17 protein-coding genes and 1 pseudogene are annotated in these 22,748 nt (G+C 50.2%); 5 read left to right on the top strand and 13 right to left on the bottom strand.

The window, feature by feature from the left end; all coding sequences use genetic code 11:
* Positions 1 to 9: 9 nt before the first annotated feature.
* The 4 genes and pseudogenes from ABWW03_RS18870 to ABWW03_RS18855 all read right to left on the bottom strand — a co-directional run.
* Entirely contained in the window at positions 10 to 774 is a 765-nt protein-coding gene (locus ABWW03_RS18870) for a tellurite resistance TerB family protein (RefSeq protein WP_353411042.1), read from the bottom strand.
* A 99-nt stretch (positions 775 to 873) separates the two neighbouring features.
* Positions 874 to 2,967 (bottom strand): TonB-dependent copper receptor, encoded by a 2,094-nt coding sequence (locus tag ABWW03_RS18865; RefSeq protein ID WP_353411040.1) that lies wholly within the window; start codon positions 2,965 to 2,967, stop codon positions 874 to 876.
* A 147-nt stretch (positions 2,968 to 3,114) separates the two neighbouring features.
* Positions 3,115 to 3,552: an AtuA-related protein gene (locus ABWW03_RS19980; RefSeq protein WP_435372768.1), complete on the bottom strand. Its 438-nt coding sequence runs from the start codon at positions 3,550 to 3,552 to the stop codon at positions 3,115 to 3,117.
* A gap of 57 nt (positions 3,553 to 3,609) precedes the next feature.
* Positions 3,610 to 4,823 (bottom strand): annotated as a pseudogene (locus ABWW03_RS18855) (acyclic terpene utilization AtuA family protein); the annotation flags it as partial.
* Positions 4,824 to 5,019: 196 nt separating this feature from the next.
* On the opposite strand from ABWW03_RS18855, the gene ABWW03_RS18850 reads away from it, so the two are divergent.
* The 4 genes from ABWW03_RS18850 to ABWW03_RS18835 all read left to right on the top strand — a co-directional run bounded on the left by ABWW03_RS18850 (position 5,020) and on the right by ABWW03_RS18835 (position 11,580).
* Complete coding sequence (locus ABWW03_RS18850) at positions 5,020 to 6,084, top strand: helix-turn-helix domain-containing protein (RefSeq protein ID WP_353411034.1); 1,065 nt, start codon at positions 5,020 to 5,022, stop codon at positions 6,082 to 6,084.
* A gap of 226 nt (positions 6,085 to 6,310) precedes the next feature.
* On the top strand, positions 6,311 to 6,982 hold the full coding sequence (locus ABWW03_RS18845; RefSeq protein WP_353411032.1) for a glutathione S-transferase family protein: 672 nt from the start codon (positions 6,311 to 6,313) through the stop codon (positions 6,980 to 6,982).
* Positions 6,983 to 7,354: 372 nt separating this feature from the next.
* Positions 7,355 to 8,428, top strand: coding sequence for an efflux RND transporter periplasmic adaptor subunit (locus ABWW03_RS18840; RefSeq protein WP_353411030.1), 1,074 nt, complete (start codon positions 7,355 to 7,357; stop codon positions 8,426 to 8,428).
* Positions 8,425 to 11,580 (top strand): efflux RND transporter permease subunit, encoded by a 3,156-nt coding sequence (locus tag ABWW03_RS18835; protein ID WP_353411028.1) that lies wholly within the window; start codon positions 8,425 to 8,427, stop codon positions 11,578 to 11,580. The genes ABWW03_RS18840 and ABWW03_RS18835 overlap by 4 nt, the downstream gene beginning before the upstream one ends.
* Before the next feature lie 185 nt (positions 11,581 to 11,765).
* Here the strand turns inward: ABWW03_RS18835 and ABWW03_RS18830 are convergent, their stop codons facing one another.
* From ABWW03_RS18830 to ABWW03_RS18815, 4 genes are all read right to left on the bottom strand, one after another.
* The gene (locus ABWW03_RS18830; protein WP_353411026.1) at positions 11,766 to 12,731 is read right to left on the bottom strand and encodes a hypothetical protein; all 966 of its coding nucleotides are present in this window, start codon (positions 12,729 to 12,731) and stop codon (positions 11,766 to 11,768) included.
* A 120-nt stretch (positions 12,732 to 12,851) separates the two neighbouring features.
* A complete protein-coding gene (locus ABWW03_RS18825; RefSeq protein WP_353411024.1) occupies positions 12,852 to 14,060 on the bottom strand; it encodes an RtcB family protein in 1,209 nt (402 codons plus the stop codon).
* Positions 14,061 to 14,385: 325 nt separating this feature from the next.
* Positions 14,386 to 15,141 (bottom strand): TSUP family transporter, encoded by a 756-nt coding sequence (locus ABWW03_RS18820; protein ID WP_353411022.1) that lies wholly within the window; start codon positions 15,139 to 15,141, stop codon positions 14,386 to 14,388.
* A gap of 65 nt (positions 15,142 to 15,206) precedes the next feature.
* Positions 15,207 to 16,100 (bottom strand): NAD(P)-dependent oxidoreductase, encoded by an 894-nt coding sequence (locus ABWW03_RS18815; RefSeq protein WP_353411020.1) that lies wholly within the window; start codon positions 16,098 to 16,100, stop codon positions 15,207 to 15,209.
* 202 nt (positions 16,101 to 16,302) lie between these two features.
* Here ABWW03_RS18815 and ABWW03_RS18810 point away from each other — a divergent pair, with 202 nt between their 5' ends.
* Positions 16,303 to 17,679, top strand: a complete 1,377-nt coding sequence (locus ABWW03_RS18810) for a PLP-dependent aminotransferase family protein (RefSeq protein WP_353411018.1) — start codon at positions 16,303 to 16,305, stop codon at positions 17,677 to 17,679.
* Between the two features lie 7 nt (positions 17,680 to 17,686).
* Here the strand turns inward: ABWW03_RS18810 and ABWW03_RS18805 are convergent, their stop codons facing one another.
* From ABWW03_RS18805 to ABWW03_RS18785, 5 genes are all read right to left on the bottom strand, one after another.
* Complete coding sequence (locus tag ABWW03_RS18805; protein ID WP_353411016.1) at positions 17,687 to 20,512, bottom strand: DEAD/DEAH box helicase family protein; 2,826 nt, start codon at positions 20,510 to 20,512, stop codon at positions 17,687 to 17,689.
* A 607-nt stretch (positions 20,513 to 21,119) separates the two neighbouring features.
* Positions 21,120 to 21,341, bottom strand: coding sequence for a hypothetical protein (locus ABWW03_RS18800; protein WP_353411014.1), 222 nt, complete (start codon positions 21,339 to 21,341; stop codon positions 21,120 to 21,122).
* Positions 21,341 to 21,715 carry a hypothetical protein gene (locus ABWW03_RS18795; RefSeq protein WP_353411012.1) on the bottom strand — a complete coding sequence of 125 codons (375 nt, stop codon included), beginning with the start codon at positions 21,713 to 21,715 and terminating at the stop codon, positions 21,341 to 21,343. The genes ABWW03_RS18800 and ABWW03_RS18795 overlap by 1 nt, the downstream gene beginning before the upstream one ends.
* Before the next feature lie 170 nt (positions 21,716 to 21,885).
* Positions 21,886 to 22,320 (bottom strand): SMI1/KNR4 family protein, encoded by a 435-nt coding sequence (locus ABWW03_RS18790; RefSeq protein WP_353411010.1) that lies wholly within the window; start codon positions 22,318 to 22,320, stop codon positions 21,886 to 21,888.
* Positions 22,320 to 22,715: a deaminase domain-containing protein gene (locus ABWW03_RS18785; RefSeq protein WP_353411008.1), complete on the bottom strand. Its 396-nt coding sequence runs from the start codon at positions 22,713 to 22,715 to the stop codon at positions 22,320 to 22,322. The genes ABWW03_RS18790 and ABWW03_RS18785 overlap by 1 nt, the downstream gene beginning before the upstream one ends.
* Between the last annotated feature and the right edge of the window lie 33 nt (positions 22,716 to 22,748).

Raw genomic sequence — 22,748 nt, 5'->3', positions numbered from 1 at the left:
TTGTAGCGACTATTCCGTTTCAGCCTGCGCAACCGCCTGGTGAATTTGAGCCACCAGTTCCGGTTCCAACTGCAAGCGTGCCGCCAACATATTCATATAGGCCTGCTCAGCGGCAGTATCTACATCAATGGCCATCAGAGAAGCCAGATACAATTCCACGGCTTGTTCCTTATTTGACGCCGAGGCCACCAGACTGTCTATGTCGAGAGGTTTGTTCAACTGATCCAACACAAACGCCTTGGCTTCGATATCCAAACCCAGTTCGTCAATCTTGGCAAAAATCGCCTGATGCTCTGCACCGTCAATCTGCCCGTCCGCTTTCGCGGCAGCAATCATGGCACTGATCAACATCGCTGAGAAATCCTGCTGGCCCTGACTTTGATCAGGCAAAGCAAAGGGAGAGTTTTGAGGTAAAGCCGGCACCTCTTCAGTGGCTTGGGCGGCTTGGGGGGCCGCCTGAGGATGCCCCCCCGCTGGTGCCTGCTTTTGCGTTTGCCAGTTGTTGTAAGCCTTGTAAGCCAAACCGGCAACTAATGCCATACCACCATACTTGGCAGCTTTCTTGGCCATTTTCCGACCTTTCTTCGAACCCAGTAAATAACCGGCGAGACCACCGGCCACTGCGCCACTGGCCAGCCCGCCACTATTTTTACCGAGGTAGTCTTTGCCTTGTTGTAATAAGTCGCCCGTAGACGATGAACCTTTCTTACCCTGGGCGCCCTGGCCACTACCGGCACCCAACAGTTCATTCATGATTTTTGCGGCGTCAAACATACGTGCTCCCAGCGAATTAAAGTCCCGGGCAATATAGCATCGCCCTAAAGCGGAACTCAAGTGAGTCGCCGGGCGATACGATCACACAAAAAATACGCACTAAAATTGATAACGCACTTTAATCCAGCTCTGACGACCGGGCTCATTCACGCGTACCGCATCGGGATTAAACGGATCAGAATTCGCACTGTTCACATGGTAGGCATAGGCTTTGTCGGCCAGGTTTTCAATACCAGCTTCAAGAAGCAGCGCCTCAGTAATATTCCAGTGCCCGTAGAGATGCACAACTGAAAAACCAGCACTGGCTTCATTTACATCCACATCCGGGTTGAAGTGGTTTTGCCGCGAGGACACAATCCATTCAGCACCGACCGCCCAATCGCCAGATTGATAATCCATATTAATGCGAGCCTCTAAAGGCGCGATCTGAGCGAGATCACCGTTGTCACCTCTACCCCGCGTGTAGGACAAGCCGGCTTTTGCACTGAACGCTTGAGTCAACTGCCAACGGACGTCCAGTTCGGAGCCAAATAGTTCAGCATCGATATTGCGGTACAAGGTGTTGTTGCCCTGCTTGTACTGCTCGATGTAATCGTCAACATCATTGTAAAACGCCGTCGCCGCCCATCCGAATTGACCATGACTCTGCTGCAAACTGATGTCCAGTTGTTGATGGACTTCCGCGTCGACATCGGGATTTCCCACCCACAATGACCCCATTGCCGCCCGTGCGATCCACTGCTCGGTCACATCGGGGCGACGCACTGAACGGCTCAGGTTGGCATTAAAACTACGCCCCTTGTCGAGACTGACATCCCAGCCAATCACGGCGCTGACCGCGCTATCGTCCTTGGGGCGACCGTCGGCTTTATAGAATTGTTCATACAGACGACTTGGGGTACTCGCGCCCATCATGCCGGTGCTTACAGTGGCGGTATTTGCTCGACTTTCATAATCGTCGAAACGCAACCCCAGGCGAAGACTGTTGGCTTCGTTCCATTGATAATCCATTTCGCCAAACAAACCCCATTGGCGCTGTTCGACATCCGGCCACATTCTTGCCACCTGCATATCCAGGCTGCCATCTTTCCCACGATCCATAAATAAGGTCGCTCGACGATCATTCGCCTGATGATCGAAACCGAAGCGCCACTCGCTATTCCCACGTTCAATCGTGGCGAGAAAACGGCCACCCCAGGTATCTGAAGAGGAAGGTGCCGCCATACCGTTTGGCATGCCATTGCGGTTGCGTACGGTGTAATTGTCCATCAGGTGTTCAACGTCGCTGCGGTACACATTGGCTTCAAAACGATCAACCCACAGTACCGGCGCATCATGGGCCCACTTCAGCGCAGTACTTCGTGAATCGGCATATACGGCATCCATTCCGTTGCCGGCGTACCAGACATCGCCTTCCTGGCTGTCTTCATGACTCAGCTCCAGGCTGTCGTTTACCCCGATATCCCAAGCGGTCACCATACCCCAACTGTCGGAATCAAACGCTGAAGCGACCACCTGGCCGTTACCGTCTTCATAATTCTCGGATCGTTTACGCGCTGCAAAAAGACGAAGATAACCTTGCTCACCGCCAGCGGCGACATCAATCCCCTGATGGCTCAGTTCGGAATTCGAGGTATAGCCGGCTTTTACCTGCCCCTGCACAGTCCCGTCCAAAAACTCCGGACGAAGATGTTCAAACAACAGCGTCCCGCCACTGCCGCCGCTGCCGTGAACCACCGTCCGATGCCCCTTAATGACCTGTACAGAATCGAAACTGTCGACACCAACGTATGTACTTGGCGGGTCCATCCTTCCCGGGCAGGCACCGTAGTTAAAAGCCCCATTACTGATAATATTCAAGTTGGCTTGGCTCTGTCCGCGAATAATCGGATCGAAGCCGCGCCCACCACGACGCAAGGCCGTCATGCCCGTCACTGAACGCAGCAATTCGCCAGCATCGTGTGTAGGTCGCGTAACCGCCGCCTCGCTGAACACCGTTTGAGCATCGGCGTCACTGGGCTTTTCAGCGGTAACCTCAATCAGCTCAATCGCTTTATCGTGATTGCGCTTATCGGGCGCTGCCCCTATGGATGATGAGGCCATGGCAATCGCCACAGCCAGACAATGGGGAATAAATGAAGATCGTTGAGAAGTGCGAGTGGCGCTGTTCGCGCCCAATTGATCAATAGACACGGGGTTTCCTTCCTGGGGTATCGCTGCAAGCTGACCCATCAAGGTCAAGCGGATACAAGCATTATAAAAACCCCACAAATAAAATGGATGTGTCAAATTGTCGCGCCCATCTCATCGATCCGCTTATTTGGGCATTAACTTAGGCAATCAGTCGAGTAATGATTTCGGCACCTGAATGCACTTACCCGCAGAATATTGCCCTACGGCTTTGGCAAGACTGTCCAAACGCCCCGAAGAATCAGCACCATTTTTCAGGTAACCGTGAATACAAAAATTCAATGCGCGTACCCCGGTAAATTCATAACGGGTGACGTTCAACCCCTGGGTATCGGGCAGCAACGCCTGCAAGCGCGCTTCTGTCAGATAACCTCGAAGATACTCAAAGGCCAGATCCGTTTTCGCCCATACCCCAAGATTGGCAACACCACCTTTGTCCCCGGAACGCGTACCAAAAACCTCACCCAATTCCACTTCAACCAGAGGTCCCCACGCCCTCGGTTCCGGGTCTTTTCTATCCGTCGTTTGCTCGGCCGACACTGATCTGTCGTGCACGGCTGGCTTTACTTCAACGCACTCTCCATTCATATGAACGCGCTCACGGATATGCTCGCTGCTGATCAACGCCGGCCAATGCACCATATAGCTCAACACATTGCTGCACAGGCCATGGGACAAACTCGGAACAAAACCTGGAATACTACCGAGCACCAAATCAAACTCCTTCGCTTTAAACGCAAGCTCAAGTGTTTCCCGATCTTTCGCGAATACGGTTAAACGAAGGTAGCTAAAGCTTTCCTCTTGAGTTTGCGCCTCACGATAAGGCACCTTAATCAGTTCACGCTGAACCGAATCAAACTGCGCCTCACCGCCCGCAAAATGCAGCCACTGCCTGACGATATATTCCGCTTTTTTTCCGCCTTCGGGCCCGCCAGGGGAATCGTCATCATGGTTTTGTAACCCCCAAAGGTATTGATGCACACTTTGTGAGTCGTGCTGGGCGCCGAACCTCGTACCTCAGTGACCCGAACTCGATCTTCAGCGATCTGGTCCAACTTGATGCTGTCGAAATGCGTGATTACATCCGGGTTAAAGTATTCCGTTGTTTGGGATTCATACACAATTTGTTCCGTCACCGTGCCCACAGAAACCAAACCATCAGTGTCCTTGTGTTTGTATATTTCACTGCTGCCATCGGCAAACAATTCAGCGATCGGGAAGCCAATGTGTAAATCTTTTTCCATCTCATCAAACCATGAATAGTTGCCACCACAGGCTTGTGGACCACATTCAATAATATGACCCGCCACAATCGCACCAGCCAGGGCATCGTAATCATCCCTTTGCCATTGAAACTTCCAGGCGCCCAATCCCAACACCAATGCGGCATCCGTTGTTCGTGGGGCAATCACAACATCAGCACCTGCGTCCAAAGCGGTTTTAATTCCCCACCCACCAAGGTAGGCATTGGCGGTTTTAATCTCACGCTTGCAATCGACCAGAGGCTCTCCGGTTTCCATATTGCACAGCGGTTCGCCCTGCTTCTGAAGTTCCGGTAAGCGAGGCAACACATTGTCGCCGTCAATCCAGGCAACAGTCGGTTTGAGGCCCAAGTTGTGCGCCATCTGTTCCAAGGCCGTCGCCAAACCCTCGGGATTAATGCCTCCGGCGTTCACAACAATTTTGATGTTCTTATCCAGACATTCCGCCAACACCTGCTGGGCCTGAAAAAGAAAGTTGGTGGCATAGCCCGATTCTTCCGGGCGGTCAGATAACTCCTGGAAAGACTTCAGCCCTCCCATAGTCACTTCCGCAAGATAATCACCGGTCAATGCATCAATTGGCCCCCCTTTAACCATCTCCTCAGCCGCGCTGAATCGATCGCCGATAAAGCCACTGCAGTTTGCAATTCGAATACTGTCTTTTTTCATAATTCACCTGATTGATCGTTTTTTTGCCAAGACTATCGATCTATCACGATGTTACCGAGGTCATTTTTTGCCAAGCAGAGGTCATTTATTGACATGGAATTCACGAAGCTCTAGCGTAGAGCCCATGTTGCAGCCACCTCCCAGTTTCCAAATCCCCATTCGGGTTTTAAGCTCTTCAGCGCAAGCCATTGGCTTGCAGGAAAGTGAGCTTCAGAGCGTGCTTCAGGGTACGAACCTGAAGACGATCGACTTTTATCCGGGCAGTCAGGACACCGTCGATGGAGAGTGTTTTTTCGAGATCATGGATCGCTTGCTCATACTCAGAAACAACCCAACAATTTATCTGGATATGGGGGCCAATACTCAATTGTCGGTCATGTGGCCCCTGAATGAATATTTCCTCAACGCTCCTGATTTGTATTCGGCAATGTCTGCGCCTCCCGAATACCAGCCTTTGCGAATGCCGTTTCTGCGCAGCAAGCTCAGCCTTGAAGAACATTATCTAAAAATCGAATTGATATTGTTTGTCGATATCAGCGCAGAACTTTTGATGGGCTTTTCAGAGGTCTACTTTCAAATTATTCAGACACTCGCTCGCCGTTATATCGGCGAAACCATTCCCGATTGTTACTTTGAATTCAGTCACCCCCAACCGAGCTATCACCAGGCCTATCGAGATTACTTTCAGGGTGACTGTTATTTTGGTCAAGCCCACAACTGTTATTACATTCCCATTGAGTATGCACGTCGAGCCAACCCGAAAGCCAATGCTGAAGCCTACCGACTTGCACAAGAGATCTGTCAGCAGCAACTGAAGCATATACCGAACCACTCGCTCACTATGGCCGATCGGGTGTGTCGAACCCTCATGTCACAGCCCCTGGGTAAGATGCATGAAGATGCCGTTGCCAGATCTCTGTTTGTATCCAAACGCACCTTGGCTCGCCGACTCGACAGCGAAGGCAAAACCTTTCGCCAGGTACGTGAAGACTTATTGGCTGAACTGGCCTCTCGACAACTTCGTGAAAGCCAGGCCAGCGTGGAATCGATTGCGGTTCTGCTGGGCTACTCCGATGTCGCGAATTTTCGACGAGCGTTTAAACGCTGGTTTGCCAAAAGCCCCAGCGAATACCGCCAATCGTTTCAACGTCAGAAACAGATAAACGCCCCCAAGACTGGCAAAAAATAACCTATTGCCCCACTACCCTCTGTGACAAAATGCCCCGCAACAGATTGACCTTATTCATGGGAGTCAGGGGCCGTTGGTGCAAGAACACCACAGCAGTATTGAGAAAAATCATTGCCGACATTCAGCTCGATCAAATCTCCACGGTTCAATGTCGTTCCTGTTCTTCTCAGTGAAAAGCCCCAGAGTGAGTTCGACGCTACAGGGTATTTATTAAAGTGAGTGAGTTATGATCACCGTACACCATTTGGAAAACTCTCAATCCATTCGCATTCTGTGGTTACTGGAAGAACTCGGCGCTGAGTATCATATCCAGCATTACCAACGCGTAGGACCGCAGACGCTTGCCCCAGAGGAATATCGCAAGCTGCACACGATTGGGACTTCCCCAACCATCACTGATGGAGATCTGGTTTTACCAGAAACCGGAGCCATAATGGACTACATTCTGGATCAACACCCAGGCAGTACCCTGCGCCCCGAACCCGGGCACCCCCAAAGGAATCGTTTCTTGTATTGGATGCATGCGAGCCAGGCGAGCTATATGCCGCTGCTACTGGAATCCTTGATATTCAAACGCATGATTTCAAAAGTCCCCATTGTTATTCGCCCTATCATCGCGATGGTGGTCAACAAGGTTCGAGAAGGGTATTTGTGGCCACGCTACCATCGTCATATGGAGTTTATGGAAGCCGAGCTCAGCCGCTCAAACTGGTTATCGGGTGAAGAGTTAACCACGGCGGATATCGTGATGGGCTACTGCCTTCAGGTCGCCGAAGTACGTACGGGGATTGATCCCAAATACCTTCATATTCACGGTTTTTTAAGACGCATGCGCGAACGCCCCGCCTACCAGAGAGCATTAGACAAAAACGGCGTATTTGACCCGCTGTCAGAGTAATGCAACCCACAGGGCGGTTTGCTATTCTTTTGGCCTCCGACGGCCGGTCATTCAACGACATCAGGATTCAGTTGATCGCAGCATGATTGCATTTTGACTTGAATCCTTTGAGAATCGCTCGGTTTTCAAATACCCATGTTTGCCTAAGGCCGCCAATGTAGCGCCTTGAGTCAATCGCAGATCAGAGCTATAGGCGCCTGAAATGTGAAATAATAAAGCCACTAGAGCAACGGCGCCTCCGGGTATGCGCCCTATTACAAACAATGAGCTCTCATTCTAAGAGCGCCGTGATCACACCTGATAATTCTGTATTTGTATATTGACGCCCCGAGGCAATAGCGATCGGCGGCCTAATCGATCTATGAGGAATTTATGTCAACAATCTCTTTCGGCCGCTTGTTTTTCCAATACTTGTGCTTAGCAGGCTGCTTCATTGGCACACCGCTCATGGCGGCGACTGTCGAAGTGGTGTACCCCGAGGGCGACAATCAAGGCAATCGCCTGCAAATCAGCGCCACCGTTGAAGCCGTGCAACACGCCCGATTGGCCACCCAGCAAGCGGGGCTATTAGAGACGCTCTATGTTGAAGTGGGCGACGAAGTAAACGCGGGTGAGCCCTTGCTGGCTCTGGACAATCAGTTAGCCACGCTGGAACTGAACGAAGCCAAAGCCAGCCTGACGGCAGCCCGATTGGCCCAGGAAGAAGCCAAACGCCTGTATGAAGAATTGAAAGCCCTGGCGAGCAAAAAGTTTGTCGCGGCCACCCTTATCAGTGAGCGCCGTGCCCAACTGGCCCAAAGCGAAGCCGAATTGAGCCGGCAACAAGCGGCCATGGCCATCAAACAAGAGCAACTTCGTCGCCACACCCTATATGCACCTTTTGATGGAATTATTGCCGAGCGCCTGGTGAATCTTGGCGAGTGGGTTAATCAACAGAGTGCTGTACTGAGTTTGGTTCAGGCTGATGCACTGCGACTAAAGTTGGCCATTCCCCAAGAGTATTTTCAGCAGGTTCCGCTCGGAGCCAAGGTATCGATCACAGGTGATCACGACCGCAGTACGACTCTCAGCACACACATCGATCGCATCGTGCCGGTATCCGACAGGCAATCTCGGGCCTTCATCGCCTACATTAGCATTCCCCCCAGCGCCGGTTTGAATGTGGGCATGTCGGCGACCGCAACAATTGCCTTAAATGATTCGGCCAGTGGGCGTTTGTGGTTACCCAAAAGCGCCATCAAACAGCACCCTGACGGAGGGGCCAGCGTATTTGCTGTTGAAGGCGGAAAGGCTCAACGGCACATTGTTCGCATTGAAGCACAAAAACAAAACCGGGTAGCAATCAGTGGCGCACCCGCTGGCAAGGCCTACGTCAAAAGTGGCGTCGAGCTGCTACGGGACGGTGATGCATTGAGCATTACGGGCGCTCAGGAGCCCAAGCAATGATTGCGGCAGCGGCAAAGCGCGGCCTGTTGGTCGCAGTGCTGGTATTGATCAGCACCATTCTCGGCATTGTGGCCGCCATGAAAATTCCTGTGCAGATGATTCCTGATCTGGAAGTGCGCAGCATCACCGTTCAAACGGGCTGGCCCGGTGCCACGCCACAGGACGTTGAAAAGGAAATTTTAATTGAGCAGGAGCGTTACCTGCGCAGCCTGCCCAATCTCCAACGCATGGTCTCGCGAGCCGATATGGGGCGAGCAACGATCGAATTGGAGTTTCCTTTCGGCACCAATGTGAACGACGCACTGATTCGAGTGAACAATGCCTTGAGTCAGGTGCCTTCGTACCCTGAAAACGTGGACCAACCTCGCCTGTTTTCCAGCTCTTTTTCAAGTAATGCCTTCATGTTCTTCTTATTGCAACCTCAGGAAGGCAACCCCCTGCAATTGGACGTGGACCTACTGCGGGATTTCGCGGAAGACTTTGTACGGCCCCGTATGGAATCTGTTACAGGGGTATCGGAAGTTCGGGTCAATGGCGGTGCGCGCCGACAAATACAAATTAAAGTGGATGCCGATCGGCTCGCCCAAAGGGGGATCAGTCTAGCCGATGTTCGCAGCGCCGTTCGAGATCGCAATCGCGATGCCTCAGCCGGTGATATTGAAAGCGGTAAAAGCCGATACCTATTGCGAGTCGTAGGCCGTTTTGATCAGCTGGATGAGCTCAAACAGCTGATCGTCAAACGTGAAGGCGAGGCGAATATTTTATTGCAAGACATCGCCGAGGTGGAGCTGGATCATTTTGAGGCTCGCGCACTGTCTTACGCCGATGGTGAACGCACCCTGCGTTTATCGGTCCGTCGCGAAAGCGGTTCTAATGTGCTGGACATCAAAGAACAAATGCTGCCTCTTGTGGACGAACTGAACACTCAGCTACTGGCACAAAACGGTTTGCAACTGCGCCTGCTGAGCGATGATGTTACCTATGTCAAAAGCTCACTGGAAAACGTTTGGTTCAACCTGGCCCTCGGGGCTCTGCTGGCCACGTTGGTTATGTATTACTTTCTGCGGTCCGGTCGCGCAACCTTGGTCGGAGTCTGCGGCATTCCTCTTTGTACCATTGCGGCCTTTATTGGCTTGCTGGCCTTCTCGCGAACCATCAACGTTATTTCGCTTGCTGGCGTTGCTTTTGCGATCGGCATGACCGTGGACAATACCATTGTCGTTCTCGAATCCATTGTGCAAGCCAAACAAAAAAGCCGTAACAAACTCGATGCCGTCATCAAAGGGGTACAGGATGTTTGGCCCGCGGTTCTCGCGTCCACCGCAACCACTGTACTGGTGTTTGCACCTATTCTGTTTGTGGTGGAAGAAGCCGGTCAGCTCTATTCCGATATTGCCATCGCCATCGCGGCGGCCATCATCGCCTCCATGTTGATTGCTATTTTTGTGGTGCCCGTGGCGTTGGCTCAACTGCGCAGCCGCAGCGATTTAAAACCCAATCGCAATTACAAGCTGTCACCACGGTGGCTGGCTCTGGTTAATGCTGTAACGGCCAGCAAATCACGGGCACGTCTACTGTCGGCTTCAATCGCAGGAGGCATTCTGCTGTCTGCGTATATTTTGATGCCCGCTGCGGAATACCTACCCGAAGGTGAGGAGCCCAAAGCGTTCTCCATGATGATTGCGCCACCCGATTACAACCTGTCTCAAATGGAAGGCATTGCCACAGAATTGCGAGCGCACTTCAAACCCTACCTCGATCAGGATATAGCGGCCTACCAACCCGAAGGCGACACCATGCCGCCCATGGCCTACTACAGCATGACGGTGTCCGCGGGGCGTATTTGGTTTTTAAGTGCCCCCAAAGACCCCGACAATATTGCCGCGATGATGAACGGCATTACCGAGAAGTTTAAAAGCTATCCGGGGATGCGAGCGTTTTCCTCCCGAGGGTCCATTATCTCCAGTAACGACGGCGGCACGCGTGCGGTGGCTGTCGATATCGCGGGGAATAACACCATCGAGCTGTATCGCGCTGCGGAAGCTGTTTATCAACAGGCGGAAATCGTTTTCGACAATCCGCAAATTAATTCCGAGCCCCGTTCACTGAGCCTGGATCAACCCCTGATTGAAATCAAGCCTCGTTGGAATCGCCTGGCTGAACTGGAGATTCGTAATCAGGATTTCAACTACGCGGTAGCAGCGCTGAGTGATGGCGCCTATGTCGATGAGTTTATTCTCGATGATGATAAAATCGATATCTTTCTCTTCAGCGGTGCCGGAACCGAGCAAAATCTCGATCAACTGGCGGCAACTCCCATGGTGAGCCCTGGCGGCAGTATTTTACCCTTAGGGGCACTGGCCGATTTGGTGGAAAGCAAAAACAGTAACTCTGTACGCCGAGTGGATGGCAACCGAACAGTCACCGTATACATCATTCCTCCACGCGAGGTCGCCTTGGAAACCGCCGAAGCCCTGGTGCGAGAAGAGTTAATTCCCAGCCTTTGGCAAGCCGGCAAAATTGCCCAGGGAATTAAGCTGGGGATCAGTGGCGCGGCCGATCAACTGGAAGCAACACGCAGCTCATTATCCAGTAACTTCGCAATTGCACTGATTCTGATCTACCTATTGTTAGTTGCCATTTTCAGTCACTGGCAGATGCCTTTGTTTATTCTGGCCACGGTACCACTGGGCATGGCAGGTGGTTTACTGGGCTTAATTGCCGCCAATGCCGTTGGCAGCCTTGGCAGTGCACTGGGTTTTGCCGGTTTTCACCAACCCTTCGATATGATCACCATGCTTGGCTTTTTGATTCTTCTCGGCACTGTCGTGAACAATCCAATTCTCATTGTCGATCAAACTCGTCGCTTTATGGATAACGGTTTAAGCGTTCAGAAAGCCATACGAGAGGCTGTCAGCAAGCGCTTGAAACCCATTTTAATGTCAACAGCCACTACCTTGTTTGGTCTCGCACCGCTGGTATTGATCCCTGGTGAAGGTACGGAGTTGTATCGTGGTGTCGGTATCATCGTGTTATGCGGCATTCTCGCCTCTACGGTACTGAGCCTGAGCTTTCTGCCCGCTTTGCTAATGGCCCTTATGCCTGACAAGCACACAAGACCTTTGCAAGACAAACCCGCGCAAGCAGAGTAAATGCCAAAAAAAGCGCGATTTGCTTTCGCAAATCGCGCTTGGCCTTTTGTCGCTTGGCACTGCGACTTTTTTCATGCACGCCCCCTTTTCGCATGAGAGGGTTTTGGGCAATCGGATTTCCTCTCGCCCGAGGTTTTACGGTGGGTCGTTTGGCCATAACATCCTCCTGTCTATGGCGGTTTTAATCAGCACGTCCGGGCATCCTCAAAGTTCAAGCGATACCAGGCCGCGCCCTGTTTTAACTTATTCAAACGCTTCCTTGCGGGCTTACACTCTTCTATCCACTCAGGCCCTCGCGCTTGCAACTGAAAACAAAAGCGTTTGGGCAACTCCGAGTACAGTGACCGAGGAGGCCCATCACTATTGATATTTTTCAAAGCCTTTCCGGTTTCATAGCTGTGATAATAGACATCGTGGATGCCAATCACCTGCCATAAAAATTCCAATGCAGCGGTTAACATGGCTTCCTGCCAAAGGCGATGTTCGGCCAAAGTTTGCTTGCAGTAGTGCTCGGCTTTTTCAACACTGAGTTCATACCCCCAGAAATAGAAGTGTTTCGCCTCCCTTTTAAGCGCTGCCAGATAATGCTTATGCAAACGTTGAACGTCCCGTAGCCAGTCCGTTTGAATTTCTTCAATTAAGGCTTGTCCGGCATTCAAATCCAAGTCCAATCTCGCCCACGCCAAGGTACAACGACCGTTTTGATCCGTAGGGTGATACCAACCATTGAACTCTCGCTTATCCATGCCCAGAGTTCGATCAAACTGATGATCGTGGGCGCGGTTGAAGTTCAACTGCAAAACCAGGTTTTCGCCAGGTCTGGACATTTGATCCCAGCGATAATCCTTTTTGCTCCCCCAACGCCCCAGTCCAAGCACATAACTGTATTGCTGTTCCGGACACACTCGATACAAATCCCAAGCCGACAATTTGCCGTTGCCCTGCCCTGACAACAACTGCTTTAACACAGGCCGCTGCATGAGTTTTCCATAGGGGCCTTTACGAATAGCGGCAATGTCCTGCTCTTCCTTTTCGTCCTGCTTCAGCGATTTCTCCAGTAATGCCAAGGCATAACGATCAGGAAAGTACTGAAACAGGCTGCGTTCGTCAGCCAGACATGCCAACACCTCGTCTACCAATGATGCTTCCATGGTGATAACCTTTTTCCAAAAATTGTTGCATTCGTTCGGTTTTAAAACCGTTTCGCGTTTTCATGGCTCTTCCTTGTTTAAGAGTTGTTTACGTAGTAACACATCATCATGTTCATTGGCTTAGCCTTTGACACACAGTACTTGCTTCAAGGTGTGTAACACCTCAACCAGATCGCTCTGGTTTTCCATTACGACATCAATGTCTTTATAGGCCGCTGGAATTTCATCCAGCACACCTTTGTCCTTGCGGCATTCCACTCCCTGGGTTTGCGCCAGGAGGTCTTCCCGCTTAAAGCGGCGACGTGCTTCAGTTCGGCTCATCTTTCGCCCGGCACCGTGGGCACAGGAACAGAAAGATTCTTCCTGCCCCTTACCGCGAACGATATAAGAACGCGCGCCCATGCTCCCCGGAATAATACCCAGCTCACCTTCGCCCGCGCGTATCGCACCTTTACGGGTTACGTACACCTGCTCGCCATAATGGCGTTCGTAGGAGACGTAATTGTGATGGCAGTTAATCGCCTTGCTCTCTAAACTGAAGTCTGGCAACAGCGGACGAACGGCTCGCAACACCAGATTGAACATCTCCTCCCGATTGATGCGTGCGTATTCCTGTGCCCAGGCGACCGCTTCCCAATACTCTTCAAAATGCTGGCTGCCCTCAGTAAAATACGCCAGGTCGCGATCCGGAATATTTTGCCAATTGCGCTGCAGGTCTTTCTTGGCAAGCTGAATGAAGTAACGCCCAATAGCGTTTCCGATACCCCGACTGCCTGAATGCAACATCAACCAAACATGATCACTTTCATCAAAACACACCTCAATGAAGTGATTACCGCTGCCTAGAGTTCCCAGTTGTTTTACCCAGGTCTGCTGAGGCTGTTTTAACATCTTCAATAGGGTCGGATGTTTTTCAAATAAGCGCTCGATACCAGGCTCCAACAGCCGGCAGGCCGAAGTTCTGGCAGACACCATATTGTGTGCTCGAGCACCAACCGGAACGGCCCTTTCGATTTCGTCCCGGATCTTTTTGAGATTATCCGGCAGCTGTGATGATTTAATCGTTAGCTTTGCAGCCACCATTCCACAACCAATATCCACTCCGACAGCCGCAGGAATAATGGCCGACTTGGTGGGAATAACCGCCCCAACGGTAGCACCAATACCGGTATGCACATCCGGCATTGCAGCAATGTGCGAGTGGATAAAAGGCAACTGAGACAGATTTTTAAGCTGACTCAGTGCCATAGACTCCACATCTCGCGTGTATATTTTTACTGGCTTGTGTGAATGGTTAGCGCCAGCATTTAATTCCATTTTTACAGGCATAATGCATCCCTACCCTTTTTATACAGGGCATATATTTATACTTGCCTTCCAGGTCTGGACTAAAACGAAAAAGCCCTGGCGGTTTCCAGCCAGGGCTTTTAAAAAGCAGGTTCTGTGCTGGAAGGCATAACAAAAAGCCTTCCAAGCGCAAGCACTTAAAAGACTATCCTTTATAACTCGGTAATGGCTTCATTTAAGTACTCCTCATGTGCGGGATCGGCGTTTAACGCCTGATCAATAATTAGCTGCGGTGAATAATAGTGGCAAGATTTCTAATGTCAACCGGTATTTAAAAATAATCGAAAAAATCACAGGTATCACAACACTAATAAACAATATATTTTAACAACATGCCAAAACACATCAGTACGATCAGCAAACGTAAATACTCCGGATTGATTTTTACCAGACTTCGAGCTCCCAGATAAGCACCAAACACCTGCCCTATCATCATGACAATTCCAAGCAGCCAAATGACATGCCCGGCAAACACAAACACCATGAGCGATGCGATGTTGGTTGAGAAATTCAACGCCTTTGCCATCGCCGTCGACGGGATCAAATCATCTCCCTTTGCGGTTCCAGCCAAGGTAAAGAAAGAGCCCGTGCCCGGACCAAACATACCGTCGTAACACGCGATAAGTGGCACTAGACATTTTTCATAGAGTGGAATCGACAATCGGAACGACGAATACCGTCGAAGCAAACGCGGCGACAACAAGAAATAGACGCCAATAAATAACAGCACGATAGGAATCACGAAACTCAATACCGAAACATTGATAAACTGAACCAACAAGGTGCCCAACACCGCACCGACAAATACATAGAGCATCAAATGCCGGGCATCCTTCCAGCGCAGGTGTTTATGTTTTAGCATCATATACGTCGCAGTCGCTGTGCCCATGCAGCCCTGTAGCTTGTTTGTTCCCAGGGCTGCCAGCGGTGGCAGCCCACTCATCAAAAGCGCTGGCAATGATAAGAGGCCGCCGCCTCCCGCCAGTGTGTCGAGCACACCCGCCACAACCGAAACGGCAAACAGCAACAACAAGATCTCGATAGAAAAACCGGCAATATCCACAGTGAGTACCTTAAGAATAAATAACAGAATCGAAAACAATCGAACAAACGCTCTGTGAGCAGCCTTCAGTCCCGCGCTGGCGTTGTTACCAGCAACTGTTGCTGCGTCGCTTTAATCAGCACAGATGTATCCATGCGATTAAGCCCCTGCTCCTGGAGGATTTGATAGGCCTTATCGACCATTGTTGCCAGTGGCAGATCAAGCCCGAGTTCCTGTCCGCGCTCTAAACTGATCCTCAGATCCTTTCTCATCCAATCAATGGCAAAACCGAAGTCAAAGCGGTTTTCAGACATCGTCTGCGCACGTTGCTCTAACTGCCAAGACTGCGCCGCACCATGCTTTAAGACATCACGCACTTGCACGATATCCAGTCCGGCACGTTGTGCCAGCGTTAAACCTTCAGCCAATCCCTGGAGAACACCCGCAATACACAATTGATTCACCATCTTGCAGTTCTGACCGGCGCCCACCTCCCCCATATGGGCGATGTGCTTGGCATAGTGCTCCAGAGCCGGCTTGCTCTTTTCGAAAGCGGAATGGGAACCACCGACCATGATTGTCAACTCACCACGCTGTGCTCCGATTTCACCGCCTGACACAGGCGCATCAATAAAATCGCACCCCAATAATCGACAGGCCTTTGCGATTTCCTCTGCAACATGACCGGACGTTGTGGTGTGATCAATCAGCACAGCGCCTTTTTTCAAGGCCGCCAGAATGCCCTCTCGGCCATAACACACCTGGCGCAGATCATCGTCGTTTCCGACGCAGCTCATCACAAGGTCTGCACCCATACAGGCTTCTCTGGCGGATTCGACATACTGACCCCGATGGTCTTGTTGCCACTGAATGGCTTTCTCAATGCTGCGGTTATATACCGTTACGTCCCATTGCTTCTGCAAGTGACCGGCCATGGAATAGCCCATGGTTCCCAAACCAATAAACGCGACCTTCATCATCTCTCCATATCATTCAATTGCGGAATCAGGTTTTGGATTAGAACAAAATCACCGCGGGATGAAGACATCTACCCTGGGGAAATCCAGACAAAAAGCCCACTGCACGGCAACTCCCAGCCTGACCACTAGTACAATGTTGACATTGTACTAATACACCCCACACAATATGAACTTCGTTCACCCACAGCTACAATGGAAATCCATGCTTGATTGGCTAAACGGCTTTGAACAGCGCCTTCAACAAGAACCCTTAATTTACAAAGCCCTCTATCAACACCTTGAAAACGCTATACGCCAAGGTGCACTGCGTGCCGGCGATCGCCTTCCACCTCAGCGGATGCTCGCCGAGCACATCGGTGTCGCGGTCGCGACCGTGACCCGTGTATATCGGCAAGCTGAGCAGCAAGGTCTGATCTACGCTAAGGTGGGGAAAGGCAGCTTTGTTTCAGCGAGCCCTTTACTGCCACAGGCAATACGCGCGCAGGATTATCAGTGTATTAATCTGTCGATAATCAAACCCCAGGTAAGCGTTGCCGAATCGCAACTGGAAGACCAATTCAAACACCTATGCGAACACAGTCGCCTGTCTGATTTCATGGATTACAATCCAGATGGCGGCAGTCTGACCGATCAGCAAACAGCCAGAGAATGGCTGTCCCAACATGGCGTAGATACCAGCGACAGAGCCATCAGCATCTGCAGCGGCGCCCAACACGGTTTGATGCTGCTGATGAGTTGCGTCACTCAACACGCCGATTGTATTGCCGTTGAAGCGTTTTGTTATCCCGGCATCATTTCCCTGGCCAATCAATTGGGCCGCACGTTGATTGGCATCAACATGGATCGGCAAGGGATCATTCCAGAATCATTGGAACGCGCCTGTCAGGAACATGATATTAAAATGCTCATCGTAGTGGCATCTCACCAGAACCCAACGGGCGCAGTAATGTCAAAAGCTCGGAGACGGGCGATTGCCAAAATTGTTAAACAGTATTCAATTTGGTTAGTAGATGATGACGTCTATGGTTTTTTGAGCCCTGAGCTGCCTCCGATTTCCAACTTTGCTCCCGAGCACAGTTTTTATCTCACCAGCTTGTCGAAATCCATGCTGCCGGGATTGCGAGTCGGTTACTTGGTTTCCCCAAGCAGTTTTAGGCAACGTATCGACGCCGAGATTCGCAACAGCATCTGGATGCCGGTTCCACTCACTCTCGCGCTGGCCTCAAGACTCATCTATTCAGGGCAGGCTCTCGACATTCAACAACAGCAGAGCCAAATGGCCACTGCACGCCAACGACTGGCCAAACGCTTGCTGGCCGGCTGCGAGTATCAAGCCCAAAGCAACAGTTATCATTTGTGGTTAACACTGCCGGCTCCCTGGAGCAGCGACACCTTCAGCACTAAGCTGGAACAACAAGGAGTATTGGTTTCCAGTGCAGATTATTTCTGTGCAGAGCACCAAGCCAAAACAGCCGCCGTGCGTATTTCACTGATGGCCACAAAAACTGAAGAAGAGCTTGGGTTTGCGTTAAAGCGTGTGCGTCAACTGCTGCTTCAAGCGCCCGAATCAGACCGTTAGATCTTCATTAAGTCTGCCAGCGATCTTCCCGGCGAACTTTGTTTTCAAAAACAGAGGAAAAGGCTCGCATTTTTGCTTTCAGTAAACGCTGTTTACCTGCTTTTGTTCGCGTATAGATCAAATCACTTGGCGATACATAGTGGCACCAGGATTCACTGAACAGCTGCGCCAATTCTTTTTTTACCCCAAAGCGAATCGGAACCGCATGAAAATCATCACGAGCCTGGCCATAGACATCCCCTTCCCGGACTAGCAGATAGCGGGGGTTATCAATTGGGCCCAAAATCTCGGCCATGCAATCGGCAAATAACGACGATTCGTAAAATGTACCACCGGACAGGGAAACCACCACGGTTCCGTCAAAACGCATTTCCGTATTGACATTCATCCGCCGTCGTTCTGTTTTAACCATTCCAGATCGACATAATGCATCCGCCAGTGCATAGCCGATTTGTTTCACAGAGCCATCAACTGGGAGATGTCTCAGATAAGCCTTTACGATCGCAAAGGTTTTGGGCAAACGGTAAATCAATACACCCAGGCAAACCAAGCTCAGCACTAACAATATCTGCCGCCACTCAAAACTTCGGCTGCTGTACAGCACAAAAGCAATCCCGGCCGTTAATAGCTTGGCCAGCTCAGCTAACAAGGCCTTCAGAGTATGAGTGACATGATAACGCCTAATTTCAGGAACCGGCGCTGTGTATACCGACGGTATAACACGCCCGGAATCATCCAGTGTCAACGCGTCCTGCCAACGCTTAATCAGCCCACCACGGCCCTTATAATTGTCACGCATTTGAGCATTGATGGTCGCCACAAAATCGCGCCCCTTATCCAAAGACAGCAACTTCCAGTGCTTATCAATATCCATGCGCTCCAAGCCGCTTTCAATCACCGCCCCCTGCTCCGACAGCCCAACAAAGGTATTGAAACGCTTCCTCAGCTCCCCATAATCCCGCATTCCCGATGGCGACTTGCTATCAACCGCCAGAAGATGCCAAATACTGCTGACTTTATGCTCAGTATGTTTATCCAGGCGAATCGCTCGCCCTCGCATCTGGTTGGTCAACATAAAAGAACCCACCACACTGGCAAGAATCAGAGAGTTTACACAGGGGGCGTCCCAACCCTCACCTAGCAATGAACGGGTTCCCACCAATACCCGAATGTCCCCCGCACTTAATAGCGCTGTGAAAGCCGTAGTGAGTTGATTTAGAGGTCCAGAGAGTTGAACGTATCCTTCCAGGTACGGCAGCGACGCTACCTTGAATTTTTCTGGGTTCACATGTTGTAAAAAGACGTCAAGCCGGGACTTGTGAAGAATGGAAAGCCGCCCACTGAGCATACCAATGTACTCGGGCACTACCGAGGCCTTGCATAAAGCCTGATACACCGGCCAGCAACCAAGATTAACTTCACCTGCGTCGACAGTGCTTTTCAGCGCTTCATCGCGAATATAGTCGGTAAGAACCACCTGCCGCAGAAATTGCCCACGCTGTTGATTTTCCAAGCGATGAACATCCACACACGCTTTGATCTTGGAGGCACTCAACGAAATGGAACGATCCAGACGGCGAGAACGCACCAACGACAGTTCACGTTTTTGTAACAGCTCAGTCGAGCGCAATAAACGCTTAAGCTCCGAAACATAATCTTTCGCCTCAGCGTCCAGCTTAAAGCTGTCGGTGAACATAATTCCTTCAATCAAACGCTGCCACTGCTGACGCCCCAGCTCCGGAACCTCGGCAAGCCCCAGATCCAATACCCGGTTTAACGCTGTAGGCAACTCATCCCCGATAGCTTTCAGATAACTGAGAATCGCCACTGCCAATTCCGGGTTCTTGAACAGGTCATCCGTATTCGCCAGGGCGTTTTCGGTATTATCGACACAGTCTGACTTTACGCTCTCTATTCTCTCCCCTTCAACTCTCTCCCTTTCAACTCTCTCGCCCTCAGCGATTCCCCCGGCGTTCTTTACCCAGGGATGCTGGCGCACAATCGTCCGAAAGCGTTCGTCCTCGAAGAGTGAGTGGCACAGTGCTGATACACGTTCATCGTACTCACGTACCCGTTCCGCTTCTTTGCTTTCCAGAGCAACCGCCCAGATATAATCCTGATGGGCACACAGGGTTTCGGCCTTTACCAACTCAGGTACGGAAATTTCCTCATCAATCGGCCCGCACAGCTCCTGATAACGTTGCCATTCCAGATTCTCAGAATCGTAAGGTGGAGTTGCAGTGAGAGCGACCAAAACCATATTGGGAATCTTATTGCACACCGCATCAATGGCTCGCCACCATTCCGCGCGCAAATGATGGGCCTCGTCCAGAATCAGCAACTGCACATCATGCTGTATTAGCAAAGCGACAAAGGCATCCAACTCATTTGCTTCCAGACCTCCATCCTCATCAATGGGGGTTTCCTCGACCGACTCGTCCCTCAGCGCACGGGGCTCATCAACTGCGGTCTTTTGATCCTTCCCTGGCACCTTGCTGTGCAAAGCCTGGTAAGTAATAGAAGTTAAGGGCTGAATAGTGCGAATATCATTACTGGCCCATTCAGGGAGATTATCCAGACTCAGATCAGCCTCGGCAGGCATAAAGTCCTTCAATCGCAATAACCACTGATCCCGGATAACCCGTGTTGGCGACAACACCAGCGCCCGCCGCCCCAAGCGCCGAAACACCTCCAAACCCAAAGTCGTCTTCCCCGCCCCCGGTGCGGCCACAATATGCAGACGACTATCGTCCAGATGCTCATCAATGGCCGACAAAACCCGCTGCTGATACGGCCGCCAGGAATAGGAAAACGAAAGACTGTGGAAAGGCAAAATCTGTCCTTAGGGATTGCTTGTTGTGATTTTGAGGGCTAAGGATACCGAATCTTACGAAACGAAGCGATCGATCTAAACCTTCACGACTGTACGGTTTTTAATCATCGACTCGACTTTAAAATCAGTATCCAGTGGACTGCCATGGAGTTATCAATAACCACTTTCGACAGCAAAGGCATCTGCTTAAGGCAGGGCATTATCGTGAGCTTAGAAATCGAGCGTTTGAGCTATGGGATCAGGTTAGTTGCGTCTTGAAAATAGAAGCAGCCTAATAAATAGGCTGCCATACGCGTTTGGGCTGAATTTCGACTTTAAGTTGACAGTGCCAGCCTGTATCACAAGCACCAGTGCTACACGAGAACAGTCTAATATTTTGTCCGTTGTAACCTGGCTGCTGTTCAATCAATCGACCCGCAGTTCGATGATCAACTAGCACAGGGCCATTTGGAGTTTCTATTTGAATTTTGTTAGGCGAGCCATGCGCCACAACATCAAAGTACCCATCAGGATCTACATCGGGGCGCTTAGACGCATTTAGGAAGAACCGGTCTGACCCTTCCATAAAGTTAACTGGTCCTGGGGCAGCATTGTTTGGAACAACACTCTACTTAAGCTCTACAACCTTAACACCTAACTCCCGTAATCTTGCCTTCACAGCTATTGCCAAAGTCTCATCTGAAATAGGAAGATCATATTCCCGACCATCCTCGCCTTTAAAACAAATCAGCTCAGAAAAAGGGGTCACTTCGATATAATAATTGCTGATCGGCATTCCCCGATCAGCAATAAATTTATCCGCAATGTTATTCATATCCAATTCATCCATTACTGACCACCTTTAACCGGTACTTTACCAAAACCAGGATAGAAAATGGTGTTATCACTATTCCCTGAACCCCAGAAAATTCTAGTCGGTTTAGCCTGAGCTCCTGGATTAACCTGTAACTCTCTGAAGTATCGAGCATTTACAACATTCATATCTTCAGGTGACGGCCACATCTGTGTGCTAGTCTTATTCGGGTGAACATGCCCAATTAATCGAGAATCTTTCGGAACCGGACTAGTATAGTCATCACCGCTATACAACTTTTTAACAAGCTTTCCATCAACCCGCTCAGTTGTTAAAGCAAACTCTATCCTTCTACCATCTAACGTTCCAAGATCATATAAATCTCCGAACCTAACTGTTCGATCAGTCAAAGTCCCCCCTTGCGTTCCTGGTAAAGCCCCAGACTGCATCAATTCAGAAATTGATGAATGAGTTCCAAGATCAGAAGTTCTATAAAATCCATTTACATCTTTTTCTAACTTTCCAGTTTGATGAAGAATGTCAAAGTTATTGCTGTTTGGAACAACTGACTATTTCTATTCTAGCTAACCATAGATTTCAAATAATCGGTAAAAGTGTCTGCCACCTTCTCAGGTGGCCCACCTCCATCCATAATTCTATAGACCTCAGGATCATCTTTACCATCACATATAAAGTAATGGTATTGAAACCCCTGATAACCAGAAAAGATAAACGCCTTGCTAGGTATTTCAAAATCTAGGCCTTCTTCATCGATCATCTCCTCGAGTTCTTCCTTCAACCCGAGAATCTCTGAATAGAAGAAAACCACATCATTGGCAAGCTTTCCCGCATTTTTCCCGAATGAGAGAAGAAAGCTCTTATATGCCTCCGGCAGTTGCAAATCAGCCAAACTTTCAATTCGACCAACATCAGCCATAGAAACACCTTCTAATGTATCTTCTGTTGCAAGTCCCTTCTGCAACAATTCACCACGAATATCATTAATTTGGCTCATTATTTAGAAAACCTCTGTTTCTTTGGATATGGCCCGGTTTCTGGCTGAACCTTTACGCCAGGATATGCCTTTTCAAACTGCTGAATTACACCGCTACAAGATCCACAAACCTCGAGCTCAGACAGAAGTCTAATGGTTCCAGAAGAACTACTATTAAACTGTGGCCCAAGAGTTTCCAGTATTTTTACTTCCGTATCCCATGCTCGATCAGTTCCATTGATAAACGTAGTCTCAAACTGTCGTGCATCTGGAATACCAACTGTACTTGAGGGAGAGTTTTTACCACTCAAAGCAAATAGACGACCTTGAACACCATCTATGTCGTAATCAGCAATCGTGAAGTTCTGCGCTCTCTTTCTATTGGAATTAAATCCAAGATCAATACGAGCATTCAATAGGTATTGTCAACTTAACTCAACAAGCTAAAT

The sequence above is a fragment of the Pseudoteredinibacter isoporae genome (assembly GCF_040372805.1).
GTDB classification, from domain to species: domain Bacteria; phylum Pseudomonadota; class Gammaproteobacteria; order Pseudomonadales; family Cellvibrionaceae; genus Pseudoteredinibacter; species Pseudoteredinibacter isoporae_A.
Note: the sequence above shows the minus strand (reverse complement) of the source record. Positions and strands in the feature narration are given on the sequence as shown.